The 25328-nt window shown below is 67.9% G+C and carries 28 protein-coding genes; 16 read left to right on the top strand and 12 right to left on the bottom strand.

Features of this window, described 5'->3' with window-relative positions; all coding sequences use genetic code 11:
- The first annotated feature begins 77 nt into the window (after positions 1-77).
- From MPLG2_RS16885 to MPLG2_RS16940, 12 genes are all read left to right on the top strand, one after another.
- Positions 78-1112 carry an aspartate-semialdehyde dehydrogenase gene (locus tag MPLG2_RS16885; RefSeq protein WP_105187737.1) on the top strand — a complete coding sequence of 345 codons (1035 nt, stop codon included), beginning with the start codon at positions 78-80 and terminating at the stop codon, positions 1110-1112.
- Positions 1109-1918: a pyrroline-5-carboxylate reductase gene (gene proC, locus MPLG2_RS16890; RefSeq protein ID WP_105187155.1), complete on the top strand. Its 810-nt coding sequence runs from the start codon at positions 1109-1111 to the stop codon at positions 1916-1918. The genes MPLG2_RS16885 and proC overlap by 4 nt, the downstream gene beginning before the upstream one ends.
- Positions 1919-2061: 143 nt before the next feature.
- A complete protein-coding gene (locus MPLG2_RS16895; protein ID WP_105187156.1) occupies positions 2062-2277 on the top strand; it encodes a helix-turn-helix domain-containing protein in 216 nt (71 codons plus the stop codon).
- Between the two features lie 175 nt (positions 2278-2452).
- Positions 2453-2554 (top strand): 30S ribosomal protein bS22, encoded by a 102-nt coding sequence (locus tag MPLG2_RS16900; protein WP_002550589.1) that lies wholly within the window; start codon positions 2453-2455, stop codon positions 2552-2554.
- A gap of 3 nt (positions 2555-2557) precedes the next feature.
- Complete coding sequence (locus MPLG2_RS16905; protein WP_105187157.1) at positions 2558-2806, top strand: glutaredoxin family protein; 249 nt, start codon at positions 2558-2560, stop codon at positions 2804-2806.
- On the top strand, positions 2806-3228 hold the full coding sequence (locus MPLG2_RS16910; RefSeq protein WP_105187158.1) for an SRPBCC family protein: 423 nt from the start codon (positions 2806-2808) through the stop codon (positions 3226-3228). Before MPLG2_RS16905 ends, MPLG2_RS16910 begins: the two co-directional genes overlap by 1 nt.
- A gap of 59 nt (positions 3229-3287) precedes the next feature.
- Positions 3288-3941 carry a histidine phosphatase family protein gene (locus MPLG2_RS16915; RefSeq protein ID WP_105187159.1) on the top strand — a complete coding sequence of 218 codons (654 nt, stop codon included), beginning with the start codon at positions 3288-3290 and terminating at the stop codon, positions 3939-3941.
- A complete protein-coding gene (locus tag MPLG2_RS16920) occupies positions 3941-4498 on the top strand; it encodes a TlpA family protein disulfide reductase (RefSeq protein WP_231935707.1) in 558 nt (185 codons plus the stop codon). The genes MPLG2_RS16915 and MPLG2_RS16920 overlap by 1 nt, the downstream gene beginning before the upstream one ends.
- Positions 4498-5259: a cytochrome c biogenesis CcdA family protein gene (locus MPLG2_RS16925; protein ID WP_105187160.1), complete on the top strand. Its 762-nt coding sequence runs from the start codon at positions 4498-4500 to the stop codon at positions 5257-5259. The genes MPLG2_RS16920 and MPLG2_RS16925 overlap by 1 nt, the downstream gene beginning before the upstream one ends.
- 56 nt (positions 5260-5315) lie before the next feature.
- A complete protein-coding gene (gene resB / locus MPLG2_RS16930; protein ID WP_408632068.1) occupies positions 5316-7034 on the top strand; it encodes a cytochrome c biogenesis protein ResB in 1719 nt (572 codons plus the stop codon).
- Positions 7034-7987 (top strand): c-type cytochrome biogenesis protein CcsB, encoded by a 954-nt coding sequence (gene ccsB / locus MPLG2_RS16935; protein WP_105187161.1) that lies wholly within the window; start codon positions 7034-7036, stop codon positions 7985-7987. The genes resB and ccsB overlap by 1 nt, the downstream gene beginning before the upstream one ends.
- Before the next feature lie 39 nt (positions 7988-8026).
- Positions 8027-9589, top strand: coding sequence for an AMP-binding protein (locus MPLG2_RS16940; protein ID WP_105187162.1), 1563 nt, complete (start codon positions 8027-8029; stop codon positions 9587-9589).
- 16 nt (positions 9590-9605) lie between these two features.
- On the opposite strand, the gene MPLG2_RS16945 is transcribed toward MPLG2_RS16940, so the two are convergent.
- The gene (locus MPLG2_RS16945; protein WP_105187163.1) at positions 9606-9926 is read right to left on the bottom strand and encodes a hypothetical protein; all 321 of its coding nucleotides are present in this window, start codon (positions 9924-9926) and stop codon (positions 9606-9608) included.
- Positions 9927-10455: 529 nt separating this feature from the next.
- Between MPLG2_RS16945 and MPLG2_RS18695 the strand changes: the two genes are divergently transcribed.
- Entirely contained in the window at positions 10456-10869 is a 414-nt protein-coding gene (locus MPLG2_RS18695) for a hypothetical protein (protein WP_158681301.1), read from the top strand.
- 62 nt (positions 10870-10931) lie between these two features.
- On the opposite strand, the gene MPLG2_RS19720 is transcribed toward MPLG2_RS18695, so the two are convergent.
- Both MPLG2_RS19720 and MPLG2_RS16950 read right to left on the bottom strand, forming a co-directional pair.
- Positions 10932-11060 carry a hypothetical protein gene (locus MPLG2_RS19720; RefSeq protein ID WP_269459158.1) on the bottom strand — a complete coding sequence of 43 codons (129 nt, stop codon included), beginning with the start codon at positions 11058-11060 and terminating at the stop codon, positions 10932-10934.
- Positions 11061-11083: 23 nt separating this feature from the next.
- Positions 11084-11584: a dihydrofolate reductase family protein gene (locus MPLG2_RS16950; RefSeq protein ID WP_231935708.1), complete on the bottom strand. Its 501-nt coding sequence runs from the start codon at positions 11582-11584 to the stop codon at positions 11084-11086.
- Between the two features lie 234 nt (positions 11585-11818).
- On the opposite strand from MPLG2_RS16950, the gene MPLG2_RS16955 reads away from it, so the two are divergent.
- Complete coding sequence (locus MPLG2_RS16955) at positions 11819-13204, top strand: mycothione reductase (protein WP_105187164.1); 1386 nt, start codon at positions 11819-11821, stop codon at positions 13202-13204.
- Positions 13201-14409: a glycoside hydrolase family 3 N-terminal domain-containing protein gene (locus MPLG2_RS16960; protein ID WP_231935709.1), complete on the top strand. Its 1209-nt coding sequence runs from the start codon at positions 13201-13203 to the stop codon at positions 14407-14409. Before MPLG2_RS16955 ends, MPLG2_RS16960 begins: the two co-directional genes overlap by 4 nt.
- A 60-nt stretch (positions 14410-14469) precedes the next feature.
- Here the strand turns inward: MPLG2_RS16960 and MPLG2_RS16965 are convergent, their stop codons facing one another.
- The 5 genes from MPLG2_RS16965 to pstS all read right to left on the bottom strand — a co-directional run bounded on the left by MPLG2_RS16965 (position 14470) and on the right by pstS (position 19926).
- Positions 14470-15345, bottom strand: coding sequence for a DUF2510 domain-containing protein (locus tag MPLG2_RS16965; RefSeq protein WP_105187165.1), 876 nt, complete (start codon positions 15343-15345; stop codon positions 14470-14472).
- 558 nt (positions 15346-15903) lie between these two features.
- Entirely contained in the window at positions 15904-16683 is a 780-nt protein-coding gene (gene pstB, locus MPLG2_RS16975) for a phosphate ABC transporter ATP-binding protein PstB (protein WP_105187167.1), read from the bottom strand.
- Positions 16684-16697: 14 nt separating this feature from the next.
- Entirely contained in the window at positions 16698-17762 is a 1065-nt protein-coding gene (pstA, locus tag MPLG2_RS16980) for a phosphate ABC transporter permease PstA (RefSeq protein WP_105187168.1), read from the bottom strand.
- Positions 17762-18748: a phosphate ABC transporter permease subunit PstC gene (gene pstC / locus MPLG2_RS16985; protein WP_105187169.1), complete on the bottom strand. Its 987-nt coding sequence runs from the start codon at positions 18746-18748 to the stop codon at positions 17762-17764. The genes pstA and pstC overlap by 1 nt, the downstream gene beginning before the upstream one ends.
- 83 nt (positions 18749-18831) lie before the next feature.
- A complete protein-coding gene (gene pstS / locus MPLG2_RS16990) occupies positions 18832-19926 on the bottom strand; it encodes a phosphate ABC transporter substrate-binding protein PstS (protein WP_105187170.1) in 1095 nt (364 codons plus the stop codon).
- Positions 19927-20291: 365 nt separating this feature from the next.
- Here pstS and MPLG2_RS19575 point away from each other — a divergent pair, with 365 nt between their 5' ends.
- Complete coding sequence (locus tag MPLG2_RS19575) at positions 20292-20375, top strand: hypothetical protein (RefSeq protein WP_231936020.1); 84 nt, start codon at positions 20292-20294, stop codon at positions 20373-20375.
- A 45-nt stretch (positions 20376-20420) separates the two neighbouring features.
- Here MPLG2_RS19575 and MPLG2_RS17000 read toward each other — a convergent pair whose 3' ends face one another.
- The 4 genes from MPLG2_RS17000 to MPLG2_RS17015 form a co-directional block, all read right to left on the bottom strand.
- On the bottom strand, positions 20421-21305 hold the full coding sequence (locus MPLG2_RS17000) for an NUDIX hydrolase (protein WP_105187171.1): 885 nt from the start codon (positions 21303-21305) through the stop codon (positions 20421-20423).
- On the bottom strand, positions 21305-23413 hold the full coding sequence (locus MPLG2_RS17005) for an RNA degradosome polyphosphate kinase (protein WP_105187172.1): 2109 nt from the start codon (positions 23411-23413) through the stop codon (positions 21305-21307). The genes MPLG2_RS17000 and MPLG2_RS17005 overlap by 1 nt, the downstream gene beginning before the upstream one ends.
- Positions 23413-24255, bottom strand: coding sequence for a mycothiol synthase (gene mshD, locus MPLG2_RS17010; protein WP_105187173.1), 843 nt, complete (start codon positions 24253-24255; stop codon positions 23413-23415). The genes MPLG2_RS17005 and mshD overlap by 1 nt, the downstream gene beginning before the upstream one ends.
- 366 nt (positions 24256-24621) lie before the next feature.
- Positions 24622-25281, bottom strand: coding sequence for a winged helix-turn-helix transcriptional regulator (locus MPLG2_RS17015; protein ID WP_105187174.1), 660 nt, complete (start codon positions 25279-25281; stop codon positions 24622-24624).
- Between the last annotated feature and the right edge of the window lie 47 nt (positions 25282-25328).

Raw genomic sequence — 25328 nt, forward strand, 5'->3', positions numbered from 1 at the left:
CCGTTCACCCGTTCAAGGTGGGTCGGCGAGCCAGCCCGGATGGCCCTTGCCCGGCCTCCCGTGCCGGCACCGATAGGCTGACCCTCATGCGTGTGGGAGTTTTCGGTGCCACCGGCACCGTCGGCAATGTGATGCGGTCACTGCTGGTCGAGCGCGACTTTCCGGTCGACTCGATCAGGTTCTTCTCGTCGGCCCGTTCGGCCGGTAAGCAGATCGACTTCAAGGGCGAGTCGATCACCGTCGAAGACACCGCCACCGCCGATTTCGGCGGCCTCGACATCGCGCTGATGTCGGCCGGCGCCACCATGTCGCGCGAGTACGCCCCCAGGGTGGCCGCCGCCGGGGCCTTGGTGGTCGACAACTCCAGCGCCTGGCGTAAAGACCCCGACGTGCCGCTGGTGGTCAGCGAGGTCAACCCCGAGGACGCCGAGAACCCGCCCAAGGGCATCATCGCCAACCCCAACTGCACCACCATGGCCGCCATGCCCGTGCTCAAGCCCCTGCACGACGCCGCCGTTCTGCAGCGCCTGATCGTGGCCACCTATCAGGCCGTGTCAGGGTCGGGCGTCAAGGGCATCGATGCGCTGCTGACCCAGACCCAAGACACGCACAACGCCTCAGAACTGACCCTGCACGGTCACCTCGACGCGGTCGCCGACACCTCGCCCTACCTGGCGCCGATCGCGTTCAACGTGATCCCGGTGGCCGGCTCGGTGGTCGACGACGGCACCGACGAAACCGACGAGGAGCAGAAGCTGCGCAACGAGTCACGCAAGATTCTGCACCTTCCCGACCTCGCGGTGGCCGGCACCTGCGTGCGGGTGCCGGTGTTCTCGGGCCACTCGCTCGTGGTGCACGCAGAGTTCGCCGAAGAACTGAGCCCGCACCGCGCGCGCGGCATTCTCGCCACCGCTCCCGGCGTCGAACTCGCCGACGTGCCGACCCCTCGGCTGGCGGCCGGCCGCAACCCGAGCTTCGTCGGACGCATCCGCACCGACCAGTCGGTGCCGGACGGACGCGGCATCGTGCTGTTTCTCAGCAACGACAACCTGCGCAAGGGGGCCGCGCTGAACGCCGTGCAGGTGGCCGAGTTGCTGGCGGGCCGGCGATGACGCGGTTGGCCGTGATCGGCGCGGGCGTGATGGGCGAGGCCCTGGTCAGCGGGTTGCTCAGGGGCGGATGGTCGTCCGACGACATCGTGGTGGCCGACCGTCGCGAGTTTCGCCGGGCCGAGATGACGGCCGCCCACGGCATCGCGGCCGCCGAGCACAACGCCGACGCCGCCGCGCAGGCCGACACGGTGATTCTGGTGGTCAAGCCGCAGGACGTACCTGCCGTGCTGCCCGACATCGCCCCGGTGTTGCGCCCCGGCACCCTGCTGGTGTCACTGTGTGCGGGCGTCACCACCAAGGCGCTGGAGAGCCACCTGCCCGCAGGCACGCCGGTCGTGCGGGTGATGCCCAACACCCCGGCCCTGGTCAGCGAGGGCATGGCCGCAGTGTCGGCCGGTTCGAGCGCGTCCGACGACGACGTGGCCCACGCGCTGGAACTGATGCAGGCACTCGGCAAGGCCATCACTGTGCCGGAGGCCTATCAGGACGCGGTCACCGCCATCTCGGGTTCGGGCCCCGCGTACCTGTTCTTCGTGGTCGAAGCGATGATCGACGCCGGCGTCATGCTGGGCCTGCCCCGCGACATCTCGACCACCCTGGTGAACCAGACCATGTTCGGTTCGGCGAAGCTGCTGATCGAGTCGGGCCAGCACCCCACCGTGCTGCGCGAACAGGTGACCTCGCCGGGTGGCACCACCGCGGCGGCGCTGCGCCAACTGGAGGATCACCGGGTGAAGGCGGCCTTCATCACCGCCATGGAGGCGGCTCGCGACCGCAGCCGCGCACTGGCCGGCCCGGCCACCTGATCTCTCTCGACGGTTCCGCACGCACCTTCGTTCGTCTGCAGATTTCGGGCTGCCGTCGCGACCCGTCGGCGGGTAGGGTGTCCTCCACATCTGCCGCCGTAGGGGGATTACGGCGTAGTTGCCGTACACCGAAAAGAGCCCTGATGAACGATTCCGCCAACCCGTCGCCCACGCCGCTCTCAGCGCTCAAGTTCTTGAAGGTCACCGAAGTGGCGGCCATGTTGCGGGTGTCGCGCATGTCGGTCTACCGGCTGATTCACACCGGTGAGTTGGAGGCGGTTCGGTTCGGACGCAGCTTTCGAGTGCCTGAGCACGCGGTGAACGCCTACCTGCGCGAATCGTTCTACGACGCCGGCTGAGCGGCCCTGCAGCGACGGTTCGAACACGGCCCCGACGCACGATTCGCCCATGTGCGCAGGCACTCGGTAAGCTTGTGGGGTTGGCTGGTGAGCCCAGCCACTCCATCGGGGCCCTGCCCCGCCCAGCAACGAGAGTTACCAGGCCCGCCTCGGGCCGACACCGAAAGGTCAGAGCGTGGGTTCTGTCATCAAGAAGCGTCGCAAGCGCATGGCGAAGAAGAAGCACCGCAAGCTTCTGAAGAAGACGCGCATTCAGCGTCGCCGCGCCGGCAAGTAGCCGATGCCCGGCCCACGGGTGACGATCGTCGTGCGCGATGGCTGCCACCTGTGCGTCGAGGCCGTGACGCTCGCCGAGCGGGTCTGCGCCGAACTCGGCGCCTCGTTCGCCACCCGTGACGTCGACGGCGACCCGAGCCTGGCCGAACACACCGACCACGTGCCGGTGACCTTCGTGGACGGCCGCCGACTCGCCATCTGGTTTCTCGACGAACGCCAACTGCGTGACGCCCTGGCCCGATTGGAGCCCTGATGAGCCACACCGTCGAACTGGACGCACCCGTGGCCGCCGAACGGCTCTTCGACTACCTGAGCGATCCGTGGACCCGGCCCGACTGGCAGAGCAGCCTGCGCACCGTCGTCGACGTGCACGGTACGGGCGAGGTGGGCACGACCTGGCGTGACCTGACCGCGGTGGGCGCCCGTCCGGCGATGATCGTGACGTCAGCGCAACGGCCCGAGCACTGGCAAGAGGCCGGGGTCTGGCGCGGGCTGACCGCGCACCTGCGCCTCGACTTCACCCCCCAGGGCATCGATCGCACCCGGCTGGCGGTCACCTTCGGCGTAACCGGAGCGGGGGTGCTGGCCCCCTTCGCCGCCGTGCTGCAGCGACTGGCCGGGCCGGCCATCGCCGCCGACCTGCGCCGCGCCGTCCGGCTGGCCGCCGAGAACTGAGCAACTCGGGGCGTCCCGTATTGTTGGAGGCTGAGCGAGCGAAAGGCCGATCCTCACCCATGCAATCGGTAGTCCATCTGGTGCGCCACGGACAGGTGCACAACCCGGACGGCATTCTCTACGGGAGGCTGCCCGGCTACGGGCTGAGCGAGATCGGCAGGGCGATGGCGCAGCGTCTGGGTGAGCACTTCGCCGACGTGCCGCTCACCCACCTGCGCTGCTCGCCGCTGCAGCGGGCCCAAGAGACGATGGCCCCGATCGCAGCCAACCACCCCGACCTCGACATCGTCACCGACGAGCGCGTCATCGAGGCGGCCAACTACTTCGAGGGCACCAACTTCGGCAAATACAACGAGAAGCTCCTGCTGCCGCAGAATCTGTGGCAGCTGCGCAACCCGCTGCGGCCCTCGTGGGGCGAGCCGTACCCCTCGATCGTGGCCCGCGTGAAGGCGGCCATGACTGAGGCCGCGCAGGCTGCCGGCGACGGCGGGCAGGCGCTGATCGTGATGCATGAGCTGCCGATCTGGATCAGCCGGTTGGCCGCCGAGGGTCGCTCGCTGGTGCACGATCCGCGCAAGCGGCAGTGCCGGCTGGCCTCGGTCACGTCCTTCACCTGGATCGACGGCCACATCGTCGCCGTCGACTACGCCGAGCCGGCCGCCGACCTGGTGCCGCCCAAGAAGTCAAGAGTGCTGTTCCGTCCGGGTGCCTGATGACTCGGACGATCGTTGCGCTGGCCGCTGCCCTCACCCTGTTGCTGGGCGGCTGCACCGGCTCGACGTCGTCCGAGGGTGGCTACATCAGCGGGGACGGCTCGATCACCCGGGTGGCGCCCGACCAGCGCCGCGAGGCGCCCGTGATCGACGGCACCCTGCTCGACGGCAAGCCGTGGAGCAGTACGTCGGTGCAGGGCAAGGTGATCGTCTACAACGTGTGGGGCTCGTGGTGCCCGCCGTGTCAGCACGAGGCGCCGGCCCTGGTGAGGGCCGCCAACCGCACCACGGACACCGCCCTGTTCGTCGGGCTGAACACCCGCGACGCCGGTAAGGCGCAGGCCGAAGCCTTCGTTCGCAACTACGCGGTGCCCTACCCCAACCTGTTCGACCCAGACGGACGGCTGCTGCTGCGGTTCGGCAACCAGCTCTCGCCCAACTCGATTCCGTCGACCGTGGTGGTCGACACCCAGGGCCGCATCGCCGCCCGGGTGCTCGGCGAGGCCACCGAGGCCCTACTGGTGGCCCTGATCGAAGAAGTGGCGGCCGGCAACTGATGGTGGCCTTCGACCTGGGCGACTGGGCCCGCGACGCGATCGGCGGGTCGGTGCTGCTGGCCATGCCGGTGGCGCTGCTGGCCGGCCTGGTGTCGTTCTTCTCGCCGTGCGTGCTGCCGTTGCTGCCCGGCTACCTCAGTTACGCCAGCGGCCTCAGCGTCACCGAGGTGCAAGAGGGCGGCCGGCGCGGACGGGTGCTGGCCGGTACGGCGCTGTTCGTGCTCGGGTTCGCGATCGTGTTCGTGTCGGGCGGGGTGCTGTTCGGCACGCTGGGCACCACCTTGATGACGTGGCGCACCCAGCTGAACGTGATCGGTGGGGTGCTGGCCATCGTGCTCGGCCTGGTGTTCGCAGGCTGGGTGCCCTTCGCCAGCCGCACCGTGCGGCTCAACCTGCGGCCCCGGGTGGGGTTGGCCGCGGCGCCCCTGCTGGGCATCGTGTTCGCGCTCGGCTGGACGCCCTGCATCGGTCCGGCCCTGCAGGTGGTGCTCACCCTGGCGCTCAACGAGGCCACCGCGCTGCGCGGTGCGGTGCTGGCCCTGTGCTACGCGCTGGGGCTCGGCCTGCCGTTTCTGATCGCCGGGTTCGCCTTCGACCGCATGGCCGGAACGGTCGAGTTCGTCCGTCGCCATCACCGGGGGCTGCAGGTCACCGGCGGTGTGATGATGATCGCCGTCGGAGTGCTTCTGATCACCGGCGGCTGGGACGTGCTGATGGCCGAACTGCGGCAGTGGGCCTCGGCCTTCGGAACGGTGATCTGATGGCCCGCGACACGCTGCGGGCCGAGGGTCGGGCCCAGGACGACGCCGACCGCGAGTTGGGCGTCGACCCGGCCGACGAGGGCAGCCCGGCCGCTTCGCGATCGGCACGGCCCGGCAAAGACCGCCGCGGCACCCTGCGTGGTGCCGAAACCCTGCGCTGGCTGTGGACCCAGCTCACCTCGATGCGCACCGCCCTGGTGCTGCTGTTCGCGCTGGCGCTGGCGGCGATTCCGGGCTCGTTGCTGCCCCAGAAGCCCACCTCGCCGGTGCGGGTGCGCGAGTTCATCGCCAACAACCCCCAACTCGGAGCGTTCTACGACGCCATCGGCGTGTTCGACGTGTACGCCTCGCCCTGGTTCGCCGCGATCTACCTGCTGCTGTTCGTGTCGCTGGTGGGCTGCATCGTGCCCCGCATCGGGGTGTACCTGCGCGGGCTGCGGGCCGAACCGCCGCGCACCCCGCGCAACCTCGGCCGGCTGCCCGCCCACCTGCGGCTGGGGTCGTCCGGCGACAGCGAGGCGGTGCTGGCCACGGCCGAGCAGGTGCTGCGCGAGCGCCGGTTCAGGGTGCGCCGGCTCGACGATTCGGTCAGCGCCGAACGCGGCTACCTGCGCGAACTGGGCAACCTGGTGTTTCACGTGTCGTTGGTGTTTCTGCTGTGCGGCGTGGCCATGGGGGCGCTGTTCGGTTACAAGGGCACCACGGCCGTGGTCGAGGGCCAGTCGTTCAGCAACACCCTCACCCAGTTCGACGACTTCAGCTCGGGCGGGCTGTTCAACCCCGGCCAGTTGGTGCCGTTCACCGTCACGCTCGACAGTTTCACCGCCAAGTTCGAAACCGGCCCGGTGCAGCGCGGCGCCGCCCGGGTGTTTCTGGCCGACACCACCACCACCCTCGACGGTGTGACCACCCAGCAGCAACTCGAGGTGAACCATCCGCTGGTGCTGGGCGACAGCGTCGTCCACCTGGTGGGGCACGGGTACGCGGTCGACGTCACGGTCAAGGACGGCAACGGCGACGTCGCGTTCTCGGGGCCGGTGATTCTGCTGCCGCAGGACGGCAACTTTCTGAGCGTGGGCGTGGTGAAGGCGCCGTTCGCCCGCCCCGAGCGGCTGGCTTTCGAGGCGCTGTTCCTGCCCACCGCGGTCGACCAGAACGGAGTCGGGGTTTCGGTGTTTCCCGACGCGCTCAACCCGCAACTGCTGCTGAACATCTGGACCGGCCCGCCCAAGGAGTCGACCGGACAGCCCGAGAACGTCTACTCGCTCGACCGCACCGGCCTCACCCAGGTGACCGAAGACGGCAAGCCGGTGCGCTTCACCCTCGTCCCGGGCGAGATGTTCGACGTGCCGGGCGGCGGCTCCATTCAGTTCAATGGGTGGAAGCGCTGGGTGAGCCTGCAGGTGTCGAGCACGCCTGGGTTGTGGCTGGTGTTCGGTTCGGTGCTGGCCGCCGTGGCGGGGCTCTGCCTGTCGCTGTTCGTCCGACCCCGGCGGGTGTGGGTGAAGGTGAGCGGCGACGTCGTCGAGGTCGCCGGGCTCGACCGCACCGAGGGCCGCGGCGGCTTGGACGATGAGCTGCAGCTGATCGCCGACGGACTGGGGCTTGCGCCACACGAGCCGCAGGGCGCAGGCTCGGAGGTGTCCGGCGTAGCCGCGCCGCAACCCACCGACGCCGACCGCGATGACGACAACGCCGACACCCAGCCGGCGGACGACCCCAAGCCAGCCCCGGCCGAACCGCCAACCTCGGCCGAGAACGAAGGGAAGCCCTGATGGCCGACTACTGGTCGAACCTGCTGATGGTCACCTCGGTGGTGGTGTACCTGCTGGCGCTGGCTGCCTTCGCGCTCGAATGGGCCGCCGCCCGCAGGCTCGAGCTCGTTGGCGCGCCCGCCGCGGTTCTGGTGGGCACCGAGGGCGCGCCGATCGAGGGTGCCGAGGCCGTGTCAGACTCGGACGCCGCCGACCAGAAGACGCAGGTGCGGGTCGACATGTTCGGCCGCATGGGCTTGGCGTTGACCGTGATCGGGTGGGGGCTGCACCTGTCGGGTGTGGTGGCCCGCGGCATGGCGGCGAACCGCTTTCCGTGGGCCAACATGTACGAGTTCGTCACAGCCGCCCTGCTGTTCGTGGTGACGGCGTATCTGGTGATGGCGTTTCGCGGCGTGCGCTGGCTGGGGCTGCCCGTCACGCTGCTGGTGGTGATCGGGCAGGGGCTGGCCGTCACGGTCTTCTACGTTGCCGTGGCGCCGCTGGTGCCGGCCCTGCATTCGGTGTGGTTCGTGGTGCACATCGTGGCCGCAGCAGTGGCGGGAGCGGCGTTCAACATCGGCGGGCTGGCGTCCATTCTGTACCTGATCAAGGCGCGCGCCGAGCGTCGTGAGCGGGTGCGTGGCTACCTGGCGAAGCTGCCGTCGTCGACTCGCATCGACGAGCTGGCCTACCGGTTCACCGCCTTCGCCTTTCCGCTGTGGACCTTCGCCATCGCCGCCGGTGCCGTCTGGGCCGAGTACGCCTGGGGACGGTTCTGGGGCTGGGACCCCAAAGAGACCTGGTCGCTGGTCGCCTGGGTGGTCTACGCCGGTTACCTGCACGCTCGTGCGACCGCCGGCTGGCGCGGCAAGCGGGCGGCCGTTGTCGGCATCATCGGCCTGGCCTGCTTCTGGTTCAACTTCGTGGGCATCAACCTGCTGGTCTCCGGCCTGCACAGCTACGCCGGCATCTAGGCACCGCTGGTCGAGCTTGTCGAGACGTCAGGAGGCCGAATGCCCGAACCGCTGCCGCTCGAGGTGCCCGAACTCACCGTGCATCAGTTGATCTTCGAGTCTCTGGACGACGCCGACCGCGACCGGGTGGCCATCGTCGACGGCATGACGGGCGCTGAGCTCACCTTCGGCCAACTCGCCGACCGGGTGGCCGCCTTCGCCGGGTGGCTGGTGGCGCAGGGCGTCCAACCCGGCGATGCGGTGGGGCTGCTGGCGCCGAACGGCGCGGGGTTCGCGATCGCCTTTCACGGCATTCTGCGGGCCGGCGCGACGGCCAGCACGATCAACGGGCTGTACACCGCGGCCGAGATCACCGCCCAGTTGCGCGACGCATCCGCGGTGGCGCTCGTGACGGTGTCGCCGCTGCTGCCGAACGCATTGCCGGCAGCGGCTGAACTTGGGCTGCCCGACGACCGGGTGGTGGTGATCGACGGGGCCGAAGGGCACCCGAGCCTGGCCGACGTACTGGCCGCGGGGCACACCCCGTCCGACCTTGTGCTCGACCCCGCCCACCACCTGGCAGTGCTGCCCTACAGCTCGGGTACCACGGGTTACCCCAAGGGCGTGATGCTGACCCACCGCAACCTGGTGGCCAACGTTGGGCAATGCGACGTGATCGGCCTAGAAAGCGACGACGTGGTGCTGGCCGTGCTGCCGTTCTTTCACATCTACGGCATGACCGTGCTGCTCAACTTCGCCCTGCTGAAGCGGGCGCGGCTGGTGACCATGCCGCGCTTCGACCTGGCCGAGTTTCTGCGCAGCATCGAGCAACACCGCACCACTTGGTTGTTCATCGCGCCGCCGATCGCGGTGGCGCTGGCCAAGCATCCGGCGGTCGAGGGCATCGACACCTCAGCGGTCAAGGTGGTGTTCTCGGGCGCCGCGCCCCTGGACGCCAAGCTGGCCACGGCGGTGGCCGACCGGTTGGCCTGCGTGGTCGCGCAGGGCTACGGCATGACCGAAACTTCGCCGGTCACCCACGTGATCGACTGGCGAGACCCGGGCATCGACCGTTCGTCGATCGGACGTCCGGTGCCCGGCACCGAGGCCCGGGTGGTGAGCCCGGACGGCTCTGACGTGATCGTGCCCGACGACGGCCCGAGCGAGCCGGGCGAACTGTGGATCAGGGGTCCGCAGGTGATGCAGGGCTACCTGAACAACGAGGCGGCTACCGCCGTCACCCTCGACGCCGACGGCTGGCTGCACACCGGCGACCTGGCCACGGTGGACGCGTCCGGCATCTACCGCATCGTCGACCGGCTCAAGGAGCTGATCAAGTACCGCGGCTACCAGGTGCCGCCGGCGGTGCTCGAGGCGGTGCTGCTGCAGCACCCCGACATCGCCGACGCCGCCGCGATCGGCGCGCTCGACGACGACGGCCAGGAGTTTCCCAAGGCGTTCGTGGTACGTCGTCCGGGCAGCGAACTGACCGGCGAGCAAGTGATGGACTTCGTCGCCGAGCGGGTGGCGCCCCACGAAAAGGTGCGCGCGGTGACGTTCATCGACGCGATTCCCAAGTCGACCTCGGGCAAGATCCTGCGCCGCGACCTCAAGGGCCGCTGATGAGTTGAATCGGCGGTCAGCCGGTAGTCACGTCGGCATAGCCAGACGCGTTCGCTCCGACGCCCTCGGCGAATCGGATCGCCACGCGATGCTGCCCGCTCATACCGCTGAACGCGCTGTTCTTCGTGACCAGGCCGGTTCGGCAATTGATTGATGCGCTGGTCACCGTCTTGTCGTCCACTGTGACGGTGTAGGGCAGCTCATCCAGATCTCCGGTGCCCTCACAGCCGCCGATCACGTAGTAGTCGACGTTCGCGATCTTGCGCGGCGCATGGTCGGAGTAAGTCTCGACCCCGTCACGCAGTTCGGTGCACGCAACGATGGGAAGGGTCGGCACACTGAGCGCCGAGCACCTGGGGGTCGCACCAGGCTCACTCGGACCAGGAGGAGTGGAGGTGGATGGCGAGCCCGACCCCGAGGCCACCGGTGACGAAGGACCCACGGTGGGCATAGTCGGCCCGGTACAGCCTGCCATAAGTAGAACGCCACCCATGATGGTGGCAATTGACTTTCTGATCACGCAGCCAATGTACCCTCTGAAGCTCGCCCTGAAACGCGGGCGATCACCCGGCCCAAGGAACGCCTTCAGCGTAAGAACTTAGCGATGATCAGGGGCTCGTCGGCCGACTTCGTTCGATGTACGCTTCCAACGGTATTACCCACCCGTTACCGTGTTCGGAGGCTTAATGATGTCGAATGGTCGATCGAGGGCGCTTTTCCTAGCATCCACCGCGTTGATTGCAGTCGGACTTCCGGTGCCAACGGCTGCGGCTGACGGGCTGCCGGCTTCGACCTGTGCCACTTCGAGTCGCAACACCGGCGCCCAAAGCCGGCCGCAGGCCACAACCCCGAACGTTTGTTGCGTTGTGGCAACGAACTACAGTGTCTCCGGCACTGACACGAGGATCGCCTTCAACGGTGTACCGACCTTCAAGGACGGGCCCGGCGGAACCATCACCGTGTCGCGGGCGTATAGCGGTTCGGCAACCTTCACGGTCACCGCAGGAGCCGAGTCGGAGGTTGGAGCGGTGCTTGCAAAAGCAAAGGTCTCATTGAGCGCCTCCCTGGCCCTGAGCAATTCGACAACCACGACGCACACCTATTCCCGAGGCATCGCGGCAGGCAAGTATGGCCACGTGCAGTACGTGTCGTGGGGTCAGACAGTCACCTACCGAAAGTACCGTATTAACTCGAATTGTTCGACCACGACATTGGCTACCGGAAAAATCAAGTACCCCAGTTCGGAAGAGGGTTGGTATTACTGGGAGACCGCCTCCTGAATGTGCGACTGAGCGGCTGACGAGAAGCGCGGTGTCGACGTGAGGGTGGCGTGCACATGCGCTCACAGACGCCGGTTCATCACCATGTGCACCACGCCCGGTGGCGACGGTGTGGCCTCGATGGTGAAGCGCTCCTCGATGCCTTCGAGGCCGTCCCACAGCCGCTCGCCGCGGCCCAGCACGATGGGCACCACCACGAGGTACAGGTGGTCGATCAGGTCGCGGCCAGAAACTGCCGCACGGTCGCCACGCCGCCGCCGATGCGCACGTCACCACCGTCGGCCAACTCGCGGGCCAACGCCAGCGCTTCCGTCGGCTCTGCGTCGACGAAGTGAAACGTGGTGCCGCCCTTCATCTCGAGCACGGGCCGCGGATGGTGGGTGAGCACCACCACGGGCGTGTGAAAGACGGGGTCGTCGCCCCACCAGCCCTGCCACTCGTGGTCGGCCCACGGGCCGCGCTGGGGGCCGAACTTGTTGCGACCCATGATCTCGGCGCCGATGCCGGGGCCCCAATTGCTCGCGAACGCCTCGTCGACGCCGCGGGAGCCCTCGGTTTCGCCGTGAATTCCCATCTCGCGAAACGTGCGGGTCTCGAACGCCCACGACATCAACCGGTGGCCGGCGTGCCCGAACGGGGCCTCCAGGGTCTGGCCCTCACCGGCGCCGAAGCCGTCCAGTGAGATCGAGAAGTTGTGCACGCGAACGAGCGACATGGCGGCTCCTGAGCTGGGTATCGACTGCGACCGACTCCATCACTGCCATGGGCAGTTGTCGAGCCGCCCGACAAGGGCAGCTACGTGGAGGCCAAAGAGGCGCAAGAGTTTCGACGAACGACCGGTAGGCACGCTCGGGGGAGTGAGCGCGCACGGACGAACTGCGAGAGTTGCCGCCTCGGCCCCGGTACGCCGCGTAAGCAGGGCGTCACACGGGGGTGACACAATCGCCCTATGCGGCATTTCGATCTGTGCGTGATCGGTTCGGGCTCGGGCAACAGCATCGTCGACGACCAGTTCAGCGACCAGCAGGTCGCCCTGGTCGACAAGGGTGAACGCTTCGGCGGCACGTGCCTGAACGCGGGCTGCATACCCACCAAGATGTACGTCTATCCGGCCGACCTGGCCGCCTCTGCCGACGAGGCGCAGCGAGTCGACGTGACCATCGGCGATGTTCAGGCCGACTGGCCCGCCATGCGTGACCGCATCTTCGGCCGCATCGACCCGATCAGCGAGGGCGGCGAGGCGTGGCGGCGCAGCAACGCCAACGTCACGCTGTTTCGCGAGGCCGCCCAGTTCACCGGCCCCAAGCAACTGCTGATCGGCGACGAGACGATCACCGCCGACAGGTTCGTGCTTGCCGCGGGCTCGCGGCCGCGCATTCCCTCGTTGCCGGGCATGGACGACCCGCGCGTGCTCGAGCGGGTGCACACCTCTGACGACATCATGCGGCTGGACGCTCTGCCCGCCTCGCTGGTGATCATCGGCGGCGGCTTCGTGGCCGCCGAGTTCGCCCACATCTTCACCAGTTTCGGCACCGACGTCACGCTGCTGCAGCGATCGGACACGCTGCTACGACGCGAAGACGCCGACGTGGCCCAGGCTTTCACCGAGCAGCTCGCCGAGCGGGTCAACGTGCGGCTCAAACAGACCGTGGTGGGGCTGGAGTACACCGACCGCGACACCGTGATCGTCGAGAGCGTCGACCCCGACGGCATTCACTACGACTTCGAGGCCGAGCGGGTGCTGCTGGCATTGGGCCGGGTGCCCAACTCGGGCTTACTGAACCTGGCCGCCACGGGGGTGACGGTGCACGACGACGGCCTGGTGGTCGTCGACGACCACCAGCAGACCGTGGTCAAGGGCATCTTCGCCCTGGGCGACATCTGTTCGCCGAGCCAGCTCAAGCACGTCGCCAACCACGAGGCCCGGGTGGTGCAGCACAACCTGCTGCACCCGCGCCGCATGATCGCGGCCGACCACCGGTACATTCCGTTCGCGGTGTTCAGTCACCCGCAGGTTGCCTCGGTGGGGCTCACCGAGGCCCAAGCCGAGAAGGCCCGCCGCCGCTACGTGGCCGTGCGGCAGGACTACGCCTCGGTGGCGTACGGCTGGGCGATGGAAGACCAGGGTCACTTCGTGAAGCTGATCGCCGAGGTGCGCACCAAGAAGCTGTTGGGGGCGCACATTTTGGGGCCGCAGGCGTCCACCTTGATTCAGCCGCTGATTCAGGCCATGAGCTTCGGCCTCGACGTGCCCAGCATGGCGCGTGGCCAGTACTGGATTCACCCGGCGCTGACCGAGGTGGTCGAGAACGCGCTGCTGGCGCTCGAACTGTGAGGCTCGCTGCGGCCCTGACCGCACTGGCGCTGCTGGGCGGCTGCACCGTCGCACCCGCGCCCACCCCGTCGGTCGAGCCTGTCGAGACCACCACAGTTTCGACCAGCGCCGCATCGACGGTGTCGGCGTCGGCTTCGCCCACGCCGTCCACCAGCACCGAAACCGCCTCACCAGCCGGGCGGTGCGCCGCCGCCCTGGTCGACGACATGACGCTGCGCGAGCGCGCCGGGCAACTCGTCATGGTGGGCGTGACCACCGCCTCGGCGGCCGAGGTGAAGGTGCTGAAAGACCAGAAGATCGGCTCGGTGATTCTGATGGGCCAGCACACCGACGGCGTCGCCGGTGTGCGCAAGGTCGTCGCGCGGCTCAGCTGGAAGGGTCAGTCCGTACCGCTGCTGGTGGCCGTCGATCAAGAGGGCGGCGTGGTGCAACGGCTGCGTGGGAAGGGCTTCGACACCATTCCGTCGGCGCGGGTGCAGGCCACCTGGAAAGACTCGACGCTGCAGTCGTCCGCGGGCCGCTGGGGCCGCCAGCTCGCCGCGGCAGGAGTGACCTGGACGCTGGCCCCCGTGGCCGATGTGGTGCCTGCCGACATGACGAGTCGTAACGCACCGATCGGTGCCCTGCGGCGCGGCTACGGGTCGAAGCCCGCCGCGGTGGCCGCTAAGGTGACGGCGTTCGTGCGCGGCATGGGCGACTCGGGCGTGGCCACGTCGGCCAAACACTTTCCGGGTATCGGACGCGTCGTGGGCAACACCGACTTCACCGCCGGGGTGGTCGATCGGGTCACGACGGCCGACGACCCCTATCTGCAGCCTTTCCGTTCGGCGGTCGAAGCGGGTACTGCCAGCATCATGGTGTCGACGGTCACCTACACGCGCATCGACGCCAAGCACCCCGCGGTGTTCTCGCCGGCCGTGATCGGGTTGATTCGCAAGCAGCTCGGCTTTGACGGGGTGGTGATCTCGGACGACCTCGGGGCGGCCAAGTCGATGGCTGCGGTGCCGTCTCGGCGGCGCGCTGTGGACTTCGTGAAGGCCGGGGGCGACGTCGCCATCACGGTCGCGCCGGGCCTGGCGGCGGCCTTCGTGCAGGGCATCGTCAGCGCCGCTGACGACAACACCTCCGTCGAGGCGCAGGTGCGGCGGGCGGCGATCAGGGTGGTGACCATGAAGGTCGACCAGGGCCTGGTGCCCTGCCGCTGATCACCGTGGGTCGAGACCCGCTGCGGCAAGGGTTTCGACCAACTCAACCAGCGGCAACGCTCAGGCTTCGACGCGAAGGTCGGCCATGGCCGAGCGGGCGTCGCTGACCAGTTGCGGGTCGGCGTTGTCGGGAATGGACGCGTAGAAGATGCTCGACGACTCGGCCTTGGTGGCCACGATCAGAATGATCGCCAGTTCACCCTTCGCCTTGAGGTTCGGAATGTCGAACGCCAGGTGGGTCTCGACCAGCCACGCGTCTTTGCCGTCGACCTTGGTGGCCTTGTTCACCTTGTCGGCACGCACCACCTCGGCGTCGTCGTAGAAGACGCCCATGATGCACTTGACCACGATCTCTGAGCCCTGCTGTGGGCTGAAGAAGCCGTCACCGGCGACCAACTCGCCCACCAGCACCGACGCCACCCAGCTCGAGTTCGCCTTATAGTTCGGCTCGATGGTGACCGTCTGCACCAGCACGTCGCGTCCGAACGGCACCCGGTTCTCTTCAGTGGGCGCCGACCACGGGCTGCCCAACCGTGGGTACGACAGGGCGCCGCCGTGTACCCGTCCGTCGGCCGGCGGAGCCACGGGGGTCTCGGTGCTCGTCACCTGTTTGGGGCAGACGTTCTGGGTGGGGTTACTGCCCGTGGACGGGTTCGTGCCCAGCGCACCGCCCAGGTTACGAACGGCGAACCACACCAGCACGGCGAGAGCCAGCACGACCGCACCGACGATCAGCCACCACCGGTTCTGCGAGCGCCGGTTCTGGTTGGGGTTCCACTGCGGCTGGCCGGTGGGTCGCGGCGGTGCCCCGAAGCCGCCGCCGGGGGGCGCCTGCATGGGATTGTTGGTGATCGAAGCCGACCAGGACGACCCGGTCCAGTACCGGTACATGCCCGGTTGGCCACCCGGGTCGGGATACCATCCAGCGGCGCTCACGCGACGAGTCTAGACGGCCTCACCAGCCCGAGCGGTCGCGCCCGGGGTCGTCATTCCAGTGGTTGTGTGAGCCGCCGGCTGAATCGCGCTCCGTGTCATCCGTGGCCGCGAAATGACGACGGATTGTGCGGGCGTCCACGCTCAGCGAGGCAGAGGCCGCACCGAACCCGTCGTCATTTCGCGAAGCCGAACCCGAAGTGGGGTCTCGACAGGCTCGACCAGCGGTGGAGAGATCCGGGCGTTCACCGGGATGCTGAACACGGCGTCATCCCGGGCTTGACCCGGGATCTCACACGCAACCGTGCAGTGGAACAAATTGGAGATCCGGGCGTTCGCCTGGATGACGGTGGGCCGCTGGTCGCGCTTGTCGAGACCCGGAAACGCACGCGTGAAGCGTAGCGGGGGCGCCCCCGTCAGGGAGTGTCGGGCGTTTGCGCACTGCGAGGCGCTGGCCGAGCAGTCCCGCAAGGGCGGGACAGGGGCCCCGCTCCGCGGCAACAAACGGATCTCGACACGGTCGACCAACGAGCGCGTCCACACGCTCGGCGGCGCGGTCCCTCAGCCGAAGCGGCCGGTGATGTAGTCCTCGGTGGCCTTCTCGTCGGGGGTCGAGAAGATCTTCTCGGTGGCGCCCATCTCGATGAGCTTGCCCGGGGCGCCGGTGCCGGCGATGTTGAAGAACGCCGTCTCGTCCGACACTCGCGCGGCCTGTTGCATGTTGTGGGTGACGATGACGATTGTGTAGGTCTCTTTGAGCTCTTGGATCAGGTCTTCGACGGCGAGCGTCGAGATGGGGTCCAGAGCCGAGCAGGGCTCGTCCATCAGCAGCACCTCGGGCTGCATGGCGATCGCGCGAGCGATGCAGAGCCGCTGCTGCTGGCCGCCCGAAAGCCCCGAACCGGGCTTGTCGAGCCGGTTCTTCACCTCTTCCCACAGGTTGGCGCCGCGCAGCGACTTTTCGAGCAGGTCGTCGGCCTCGCTGGCCTTCATGCGCTGCTTGTTGAGCTTGTAGCCGGCCAGCACGTTGTCTTTGATCGACATGGTCGGAAACGGGTTCGGCCGCTGAAACACCATGCCCACCTGGCGCCGCACGTTCACCGGGTCGACCCCGGGCCCGTACAGGTTGTTGCCGTCGATGAGCACGTCACCCTCGACGTAGGCGCCCGGAATCACCTCGTGCATGCGGTTCAGCGTGCGCAAAAAGGTGGACTTGCCGCAGCCGGACGGCCCGATGAAAGCCGTCACCGACCGGGGGTGAATGGTCATGGTGACGTCTTCGACGGCTAGAAACTTGCCGTAGTAGCAGTTCAGGTCGGTGACTTCGATGCGTTTCGACATGGTGGTTGTCCTTCTCAGCGCCCGGTCTTGGGGGCGAAGCGTTTGGCGATGAAGCGGCCCAGCAGGTTGAGCAGCATGACCAGCACGATCAGCGTCAGAGCACCGGCCCAGGCCCGTTCGTTGTAGAAGTCGCGCTCGACGCCGGGGTGCGCGTACTGGTCGTACACGAACACGGGCAGGGTCATCATCGGGTTCGCGAACGGGTTGTTGTTGATCGAGTTGGTGAAGCCGGCGGCGATCATCAACGGAGCGGTTTCGCCGATGATGCGGGCGATGGCCAAGATGACGCCCGACACGATGCCCGACACCGCGGTGGGCAGCACCACCGAGGTGATCGTGCGCCACTTCGGCACGCCCAACGCATAGGACGCCTCGCGCAGCTCGTTGGGCACGATGCGGAGCAGCTCTTCGGTGGCGCGCACCACGATCGGAACCATCAGCACGGCCAGTGCGAGCGAGCCCGAGAAGCCGTTGATGGTGCCCGGCCCGAACACCATCGCCATCAGCGCGTAGGCGAACAGGCCCGCCACGATCGAAGGAATGCCCGTCATCACGTCGACGAAGAACGTGATCGAGCGAGCCAGCGCGCCGCTGCCGTATTCGACCAGGTAGATGGCGCACATCAAGCCGATGGGCACCGCGATCACGGTGGCGATGCCCGTCGCGTACAGGGTGCCGTACAGGGCGTGAATGGCGCCGCCACCGTCGCCGATCACGTTGCGCATCGAGTAGCTGAAGAACGTGGCGTCGAAGCGCGGCAGCCCCTTGGCGAGCACCTCCCACAGCAGAGAGACCAGTGGCAGCAGCGCCAGCAGGAACGCACCGGTGACCAGGTTGGTGGCCAGCCGGTCGGCGGCGGCGCGTCTGCCTACGACGAGTCGGCCGGCGAGGTAGTTCAGCGGCAGAAAGAGCACGGCACCGAAGAAGATGGTGGTGGCGATGTCGAACGGAGCGAGAACCAAGGCGTCGATCACGCCGCCGGCGATCAGAGCGACGGCACCCAGCGCCCAGGGTGCGTAGCGGGGCAGTTGGCCGGCGGTGAGCGGGTTGTCGGTGCGGCTGGCGGTGATGGTCGACATCAGTTGGCCCCCGAGAATTCCTTGTAGCGGCCCACGATCAGGCGGGCGATCATGTTGACCACCAGGGTGATCACGAACAGCACCAGGCCGCCGGCGATCAGCATGTTGGTCTTCAGGCCGTACGCCTCGGGAAAGTTCTGGGCGATCACGGCGGCGATGGTGTTGGGGTTCTGCGAGGTGAGGATCTCGAGGTTGATCACCGAGGCACCCGACAGCACCATGGCCACCGCCATGGTTTCGCCCAGGGCGCGGCCGAGGCCCAACATCACCGAGCTGACGATGCCGGCCCGGCCGAACGGCAACACGGTCATCTTCACCATCTCCCACCGGGTGGCGCCCAGGGCCAGGGCGGCCTCCTGGTGCAGCACCGGAGTCTGCAGAAAGACCTCACGGCTGAGCGAGGTGATGATCGGCAGAATCATCACGGCCAGCACGATGGCTGCGGTCAGCAGGGTGCGTCCGGTACCCGAGGCCTGGCCCGAGAAGAACGGGATCCAGCCCAGGTAGGTGTTGAGCCACAGCCACAGGGGTTGCACGGCGGGGGCCAGCACCGAGCTGCCCCACAGGCCGAAGACCACCGACGGCACCGCGGCCAGCAGGTCGATCACGTAGCCGAGACCGGACGCCAGCCTTCTGGGGGCGTAGTGCGAGATGAACAGCGCGATGCCGATCGCCACCGGCACCGCCATCAGCAGCGCCCAGAACGAGCACCACACGGTGCCCCAGGCGAAGGGCAGAATCCACGACCAGAAGGGGCCGTAGCCCTGCTTGCTGAGCACCTCGGGCGAGGTGATCAGCGCCGGCAAGGCCTGCATCAGCAGAAAGCCGGCGACCATCGCGAGAATGACCAGAATGATGATGCCCGAACCGGTGGACAAGCCGCTGAACACGCGGTCGCCCATGCGCTTCAGGGCGCGTTGCCCCGGCGGCCGGTGCGTGGAGGGGCTTGGAGTCACCTCCTGGGTGGACTGCGTCACAGTGGCCATTCTTTCGCTCAATCTGGTCGGGTTGCTATGGCGGTGGGGCCGTCAGTGCCCGCCTGGAACACCCCAGACGGGCACTGCTCGGGTCACTTGATCGAGTCGATCGACGCCTTGACCTTGGCGGCCATCGCTTCGCTCAGCGGAGCGCTGCCGGCAGCGGTCTGGGCGGCCTTCTGGCCCTCGGTCGAGGCGGCGTAGCCGATGAAGCCCTTGACCAGCTCGGCGTCCTTGGCGTCCTTGTAGGTCTGGCAGACCAGCGCGTAGCTGACCAGCACGGCCGGGTAGGCGTCCTTCGACAGGCGGTTGAGCTTGAGTGCCAGGTCGTGCTCGCCTCGACCCGGCAACACCGCGGACTCGTCCACGATCTTGGCTGCGGCCTCGGCGGTGGGCTTGAGCCAGGCGTCGCCCACCTTGAGCTCGGCGTGACCGAGCTTGCCGGCGGCGGAAGCGTCGGCGTAGCCGATCGTGTTGGTGCCGGTGGTCACCGCATCGACCACGGCAGAGGTGCCCTTGGCGGCCTCGCCGCCGAACGCCGCCGGGAAGGTGTCGGCGGCAGGCTGCGTCCACACCGTCGGCGCGGCCTGGGCGAGGTAGTCGGTGAAGTTGTTGGTGGTTCCCGAATCGTCGGAGCGGTGCACGGCGGTGATGTTGGCGTCGGGCAGCTTGGCGTCGGGGTTGGTGGCCACGATCTTGGGGTCGTTCCACTTGGTGATCGCGCCGGCGAAGATGCCCGCCACGGTGTCGGCGTCGAGTTTGAGGCTGTCGACGCCCTCGACGTTGAAGATCACCGCGATCGGCGACACGTAGACGGGCAGGTTCAGCGCGTTGCTCTCGGCGGTGCACTTGGCGAACTTGCCGGCGCCCATCTCTTCGTCCTTGAACGGACGGTCGGAGCCGGCATACTGCACGGCACCCGAGGTGAACGCCTCGCGGCCCGCACCGGAGCCGTCGGGGGAGTAGTTGATGGTGACGCCGGGGTGGGCGGACTGGTAGTCGGCGATCCACTTCTGCTGCGCCGCGGACATCGACGAAGCGCCCTTGCCGGCCAGCGTGCCGCCGGCGGCGGCCGAGCCGCTCGTTCCGGTGCCCGGGTTGCCGGTCTCGTTGGCTGCGCAGGCGGAGAGGGTCAGCGCTGCCGCGGCGAACAGAGCCACCGGTGCGCCGAACGAAGAGATCTTCACGGCTTTCCCTTCAAGAAAGATCTACAGCTTGACACTGTGTTGGAGCGGTCGCTCCGATCAGCACGGTAGGCAGCCCAATCGACGCAATGGGTGATCTTGGGTGAACAGCGGGTGAACTCGGTATCACCCCTTGTCAAGCAGCTGCATATCGGTCGAGTCAGAGCCGGCTCTGACCTCGTGGCGCGTGTTGGGGACGGTTCCCAACTCGCGCCACCGCCGTTTCTGGCGCGAGTCAGGAACCGTCCCCAACGTGCGCCAAGGCGACAGGGGAATCGACGCAAATGCTTCCTGCGTCACCACCAACTCCGGCGACCTGATGATGGCCGGCCACCACTCCGACGCCATGCTGCTTGGGCTTGTTCCAGGTGTCGGTGCTGCACAACGTCGTCCATCTGCTGTTCGGCGTCGGTGTGTTGCTGACCCGCAAGCGGGCAGCTGCCAAGGCCTGACCGCTCAACCCCGCCAGGTGTGCCTGTCGCCGGAGAGGCGATCGCTCAGACGCGTGGCTTGTGCCACTCGACACTGACCGTTTCGCCTTCCGGGGACAGGTGCGCGACCAACACCGTGGCAGTCAGCATCGGGCGATTGGGCACGCCGAGCACCTCCAGCATCAGCGGCAGCACCGGACGGTGCCCGCAGATCGCCCGTGGCACTCCGCTCGCGGCCGTCTCACCGATCAACCGCTTCATCAGCTTGCGCACGCCCTCGGGGCTCTCTTTCGCCTTCTCTTCCGAGAGCGTCGCCCAGCCCTGCACGTCCAAGCGCTGGGCCTTCGCGTAGGGCGTCAGCGTGCTGGTGCACCGCAACGAACTGGACGAGTCGAGGTCGCGCACTCCGTAGGCGTCCAGCAGAGGTATCAACTGCTTGCTCTGCTTGCGGCCGCGGCTGCTGAGTTGCCGCAGCTGGTCCTTGCCCGACCAGTGCTTGCGGTCCATCGCCTTGCCGTGCCGCACGATCAGCAACGGGGTCGTCTGCGGCAACGTGACCGCCTGCTGCAGCAGATCGCGCTCGTCGGCGTACGTCATGCGGCGCAGCGCCGACGGCACGGTCAGCCAGGTGCGCCTGTCGACCTCTGAGTTGGGCTTGAACCGCTTCTCGGCGGTCATCACGCCCAGCCAGTACGCCACCCGCTTGGTGCCGGTCGGAATCGGGTACTCAATGCGGTCGACGGGGTGCACGAGCCGAATCACCGCCGCGGTCTCTTCGACCGTTTCGCGCACCGCCGCGGCGGGCAGGTACTCGTCGGGGTCGAGCTTGCCCTTGGGCAGCGACCAGTCGTTGTAGCTCGGCCGGTGAATCAGCAGCACCTGCACCTGCTTGCCCGGTGGACGGCGCAGCACGATGGCGCCGGCCGCCTCGACCAGTCGACCACCCGCCATCAGGCGCCCCGCTCGGGGGTCCGCCGGGCGCTGACCGCCTGGATCAGCGCTTCCTGCATGTCGAGCAGCGGTTCGCCCGCGGCGTCGGCGGTGCGCTGCGTCCAACCGTTCGGCTCGAGCCACCACGACGCGGTGCCCTCGTCGAAGGCCATGTCGAACCACTCTTCGATCTGACCGATGTGCCGCGGGTTGGTGATCGACACCAGCACCTCGACCCTCCGATCGAGGTTGCGGTGCATCAGGTCGGTCGACCCCAGCCCCACCCGCGGCTGGCCGCCGTTGGCGAACCAGAACAGCCGGCTGTGCTCCAAGAACCGGCCCAGGATCGAACGCACCCGAATGTTCTCGCTCAGCCCGGGCACCCCCGCTTTCACCGTGCAGATGCCGCGCACCCACAGGTCGACCGGAACGCCGGCCTGCGACGCCCGGTACAACGCGTCGGTGACGGCCTCGTCGACGATCGAGTTGACCTTCATTCTGATACCGGCCGGACGGCCCGCGCGCTGGTGTTCGATCTCGTCGTCGATGAACTCGAGCAACCCGCGGCGAATGCCGTGCGGAGCCACCAGCAGTCGTCGGTAGTCGCGCTCCTGACCCATGCCCGACAGGTGGTTGAACAGCCTGGCGACGTCGTCGGTGATCACCGGGTTGGCGGTCAGCAGACCCACGTCTTCATACATGCGGGCCGTTTTGGGGTTGTAGTTGCCGGTGCCGATGTGGCAGTAGCGGCGAAGGCTGTCGGGCTCGTCACGCACCACCAGCGACAGCTTGCAATGCGTCTTCAGCCCGATCAGCCCGTACACCACGTGGCAGCCGGCGCGTTCGAGTTTGCGGGCCCACGCGATGTTGGCCTGCTCATCGAAGCGCGCCTTGATCTCGACCAGGGCCAGCACCTGCTTGCCCGCCTGGGCGGCGTCGATCAGGGCGTCGATGATCGGCGAGTCGCCGGACGTGCGGTACAACGTCTGCTTGATCGCCAGCACCGTCGGGTCGGCCGCCGCCTGCTCGATGAACCGCTGCACCGACGTGGCGAACGAGTGGTACGGGTGGTGCAGCAGCACGTCGCGCTGCTTGAGCGCCGCGAACATGTCGGCCGGTTTGGCGGTCTCGACCTCGGCCAGTTCGGGGTGGGTGCGGGGCAGAAAGGCCGGGTACTTCAGCGCCTCGCGGTCGAGGTCGGCCAGCGAGAAGAGTCCGCGCAGGTCGAGCGGCGGCGGCAGCTTGAAGACTTCCTTCTCGGTGATGTCGAGTTCGTTGATCAGCAGGTCGAGCATCACGTCGTCGATGTCTTCTTCGACTTCGAGCCGCACGGGCGGCCGGCCGATCTTGCGCCGCAGCAACTCCTGCTCCAAGGCGTACAGCAGGTTCTCGGCATCGTCCTCTTCGACTTCGAGGTCCTCGTTGCGGGTGACCCTGAAGGTGGAGTGGTCGAGCACCTGCATGCCCGAGAACAACCGGTCGAGGTGTTGTGAGATGACGTCCTCGATGGCGATGAACCGGCCCTCACCGAGCTGCAGGAAGCGGCTCAACAGGGTGGGCACCTTGACCCGGGCGAACTGGCGGGCCCCGGTGGTGGGGTTCTTCAGCAGCACCGCCAGGTTGTTGCTCAAGCCCGAGATGTAGGGGAACGGGTGTGAAGGATCGACCGCCAGCGGAGTGAGCACCGGAAAGATGCGCTCTTCGAACAGGGTGGCCATCTTTTCGCGCTCGGGGTCGGTGAGTTGGTCCCAGCGCAGCACCTCGATGCCGTGCTCGGCCAGCGCGGGCCGCACGTCTTCGGCGAACACGCGGGCCTGCTCGGTGACCAGTTCGCGGGCCCGGCTCATGATCGCCTCATGCAGGTCGCGGGGCAGAATGCCCGAGGCGGACGGCACGGCCACCCCCGCCGCGATGCGTCGCTTGAGCCCTGCCACCCGCACCATGAAGAACTCGTCGAGGTTCGAGCTGAAGATGGCCAGAAACTTGGCGCGTTCGAGCAACGGCACGCGCTTGGCGTCTTTGGCCAGGTCGAGCACCCGGTTGTTGAAGCTCAACCAGCTCAGCTCGCGGTCGGAATACCGGTCGTCGGGCAGTTCGGTGGACTCGTCGGGTGTGACGTCGGCGGTCATCACGGCTCCTGGGAAGGCTCTGGTGGCGGACCGTACAGAACGTCGCTGTGCACCACGGCGAAGCCGGCCCGGTCGTACAGTTCTACCGCGCGAGTGTTGGCCGCTTCAACGTAGAGGTGCACGGTGGTACAGCCCTGTTCGGCCAGGTGGTTCAGGCCGGCAGCGAGCAGGCGTCGTCCCAAGCCTTGGCCCTGCGCCCGAGGGCCGGTGGCGAGAATGTAGACCTCGCCGCGGCCGTCGGGGTGGCGCTTGGTCCAGTGAAAGCCGGTGAGGCCCTCGGCGTCAGTGCTGACCAGAAAGCCCGCCGGGTCGTACCAGTCGTCGCCCAGCCGGGTATCGAGGTCGTTCCGCGAGAAGTGGGCCTGCTCGGGGTGCCAGGCGAACGCCTCTGCGTTGAGGACGAGAAACGCCTCTGTGTCGCTGGCCGGGTCGAAGGGCCTGATGTCGGGGTCGTCGAGCTCGACCGGCGGGTCGAGTGGTCGTTGCATGATCAGCAGCCGGCGCTTCTCGACCAGGTGGTTCGCGGTGGCGAAGTGATGGGCGGCGTCGAGGTCACCGAACGCCCACACGGGCAGCGGGCCGAGGTCGTGCAACAGGCGGGTGCCGATGCCCTGTCGGCGGTGTTCGGGGTGCACCAACAGCTGAGCGGTGCCGTGCCGGCGGTTGCCCTGGGCATAGCCGAGCAAGTCGTCTGTGCCGCCACGTTCGAAGCGATGCTCGACACCTGCATCATTGCTGGTCAGAGCGAAGCGGGCGTCTTCATTGAGCGGGTACTCACGGTCGGCCTCGGCAACCGCGGCAGCCAGCGCCAGTACCTGGTCGACCACCTGGCGGCTCAACATGTGCCCAGGCTATCGGGGTCGTCCATGTCGCGGGGCGCCTCTGCTGGTCGAGCTTGTCGAGACCCCTTTGCGTCTTGTCCGGCCTGCAGGGGTTGCGTGGGTTGCCGCGGAGCGGTGCCGCCCCTGTCCCGCCCTTGCCGGACTGCTCGGCCAGCGCCTCGCAGTGCGCAAACACCCGACCACGCCCTGACCGGGGCGCCACCGCTCCGCTTCATGGTTGCGACTCGCTCCATGGTGGTTCCGTCATCCCGGCGGACGCCGGGATCCCACGACGGGTCTCGACGAGCTCGACCAGCGGACTCGTCATCCCGGCGCACGCCGGGATCTCACGTGAGCGGGGTCTCGACGGGCTCGACCAGCGGGACGCTACGGCGAGAACCGGTACCCGACGTTGCGCACGGTGCCGATGAGCGACTCGTGCTCTGAGCCGAGCTTGGCGCGCAGGCGGCGAATGTGCACGTCGACGGTGCGGGTGCCGCCGAAGTAGTCGTAGCCCCAGACGTCGGCGAGCAGGTGTTCGCGGCTGAACACCCGGCCCGGGTGCAGCACCAGGTACTTGAGCAGTTCGAACTCGGTGTAGGTGAGGTCGAGGGGCTGCTCGCCCAGCCGCGCAGAATAGGCGGCCTCGTCGATGACGATGCCGCCGGCCTGAATCAGCCCGTCGCTGTCGTTGCTGCTGAGCAGCAGCCTGATACGGGCGTCGAACTCGGCCGGGCCGGCCTTGTCGAGAATCAGGTCCGAGACGCCCCAGTCGCCGGTGATCGCGGCCAGGCCGCCCTCGGTGACCACCAGCAGCAACGGCAGCGTGATGCCCGATGAGATGAACAGCCGGCAGATCATGCGCGCGTTGGCCAGCTCGTTGCGCCCGTCGATCACGATCACGTCGGCCTTGGCCGACTCGGTGAGTGCGGTGGTGTCGGCGGGGGCGCTGCGCAGGTCGTGCGCCAGCAGGGCGACCGCGGGCAGCACGACCTCTGGACGTGCGCCTGCGGTGAGTTCGTTGCTCACCACGAGCAGTGACGCCATGCCAACCCCCGTCCGGTCGGCTACAGAATAGTGAACGTCGCCGAAGG

It is taken from the genome of Micropruina glycogenica (assembly GCF_900289045.1).
Taxonomy (GTDB): Bacteria; Actinomycetota; Actinomycetes; order Propionibacteriales; family Propionibacteriaceae; genus Micropruina; species Micropruina glycogenica.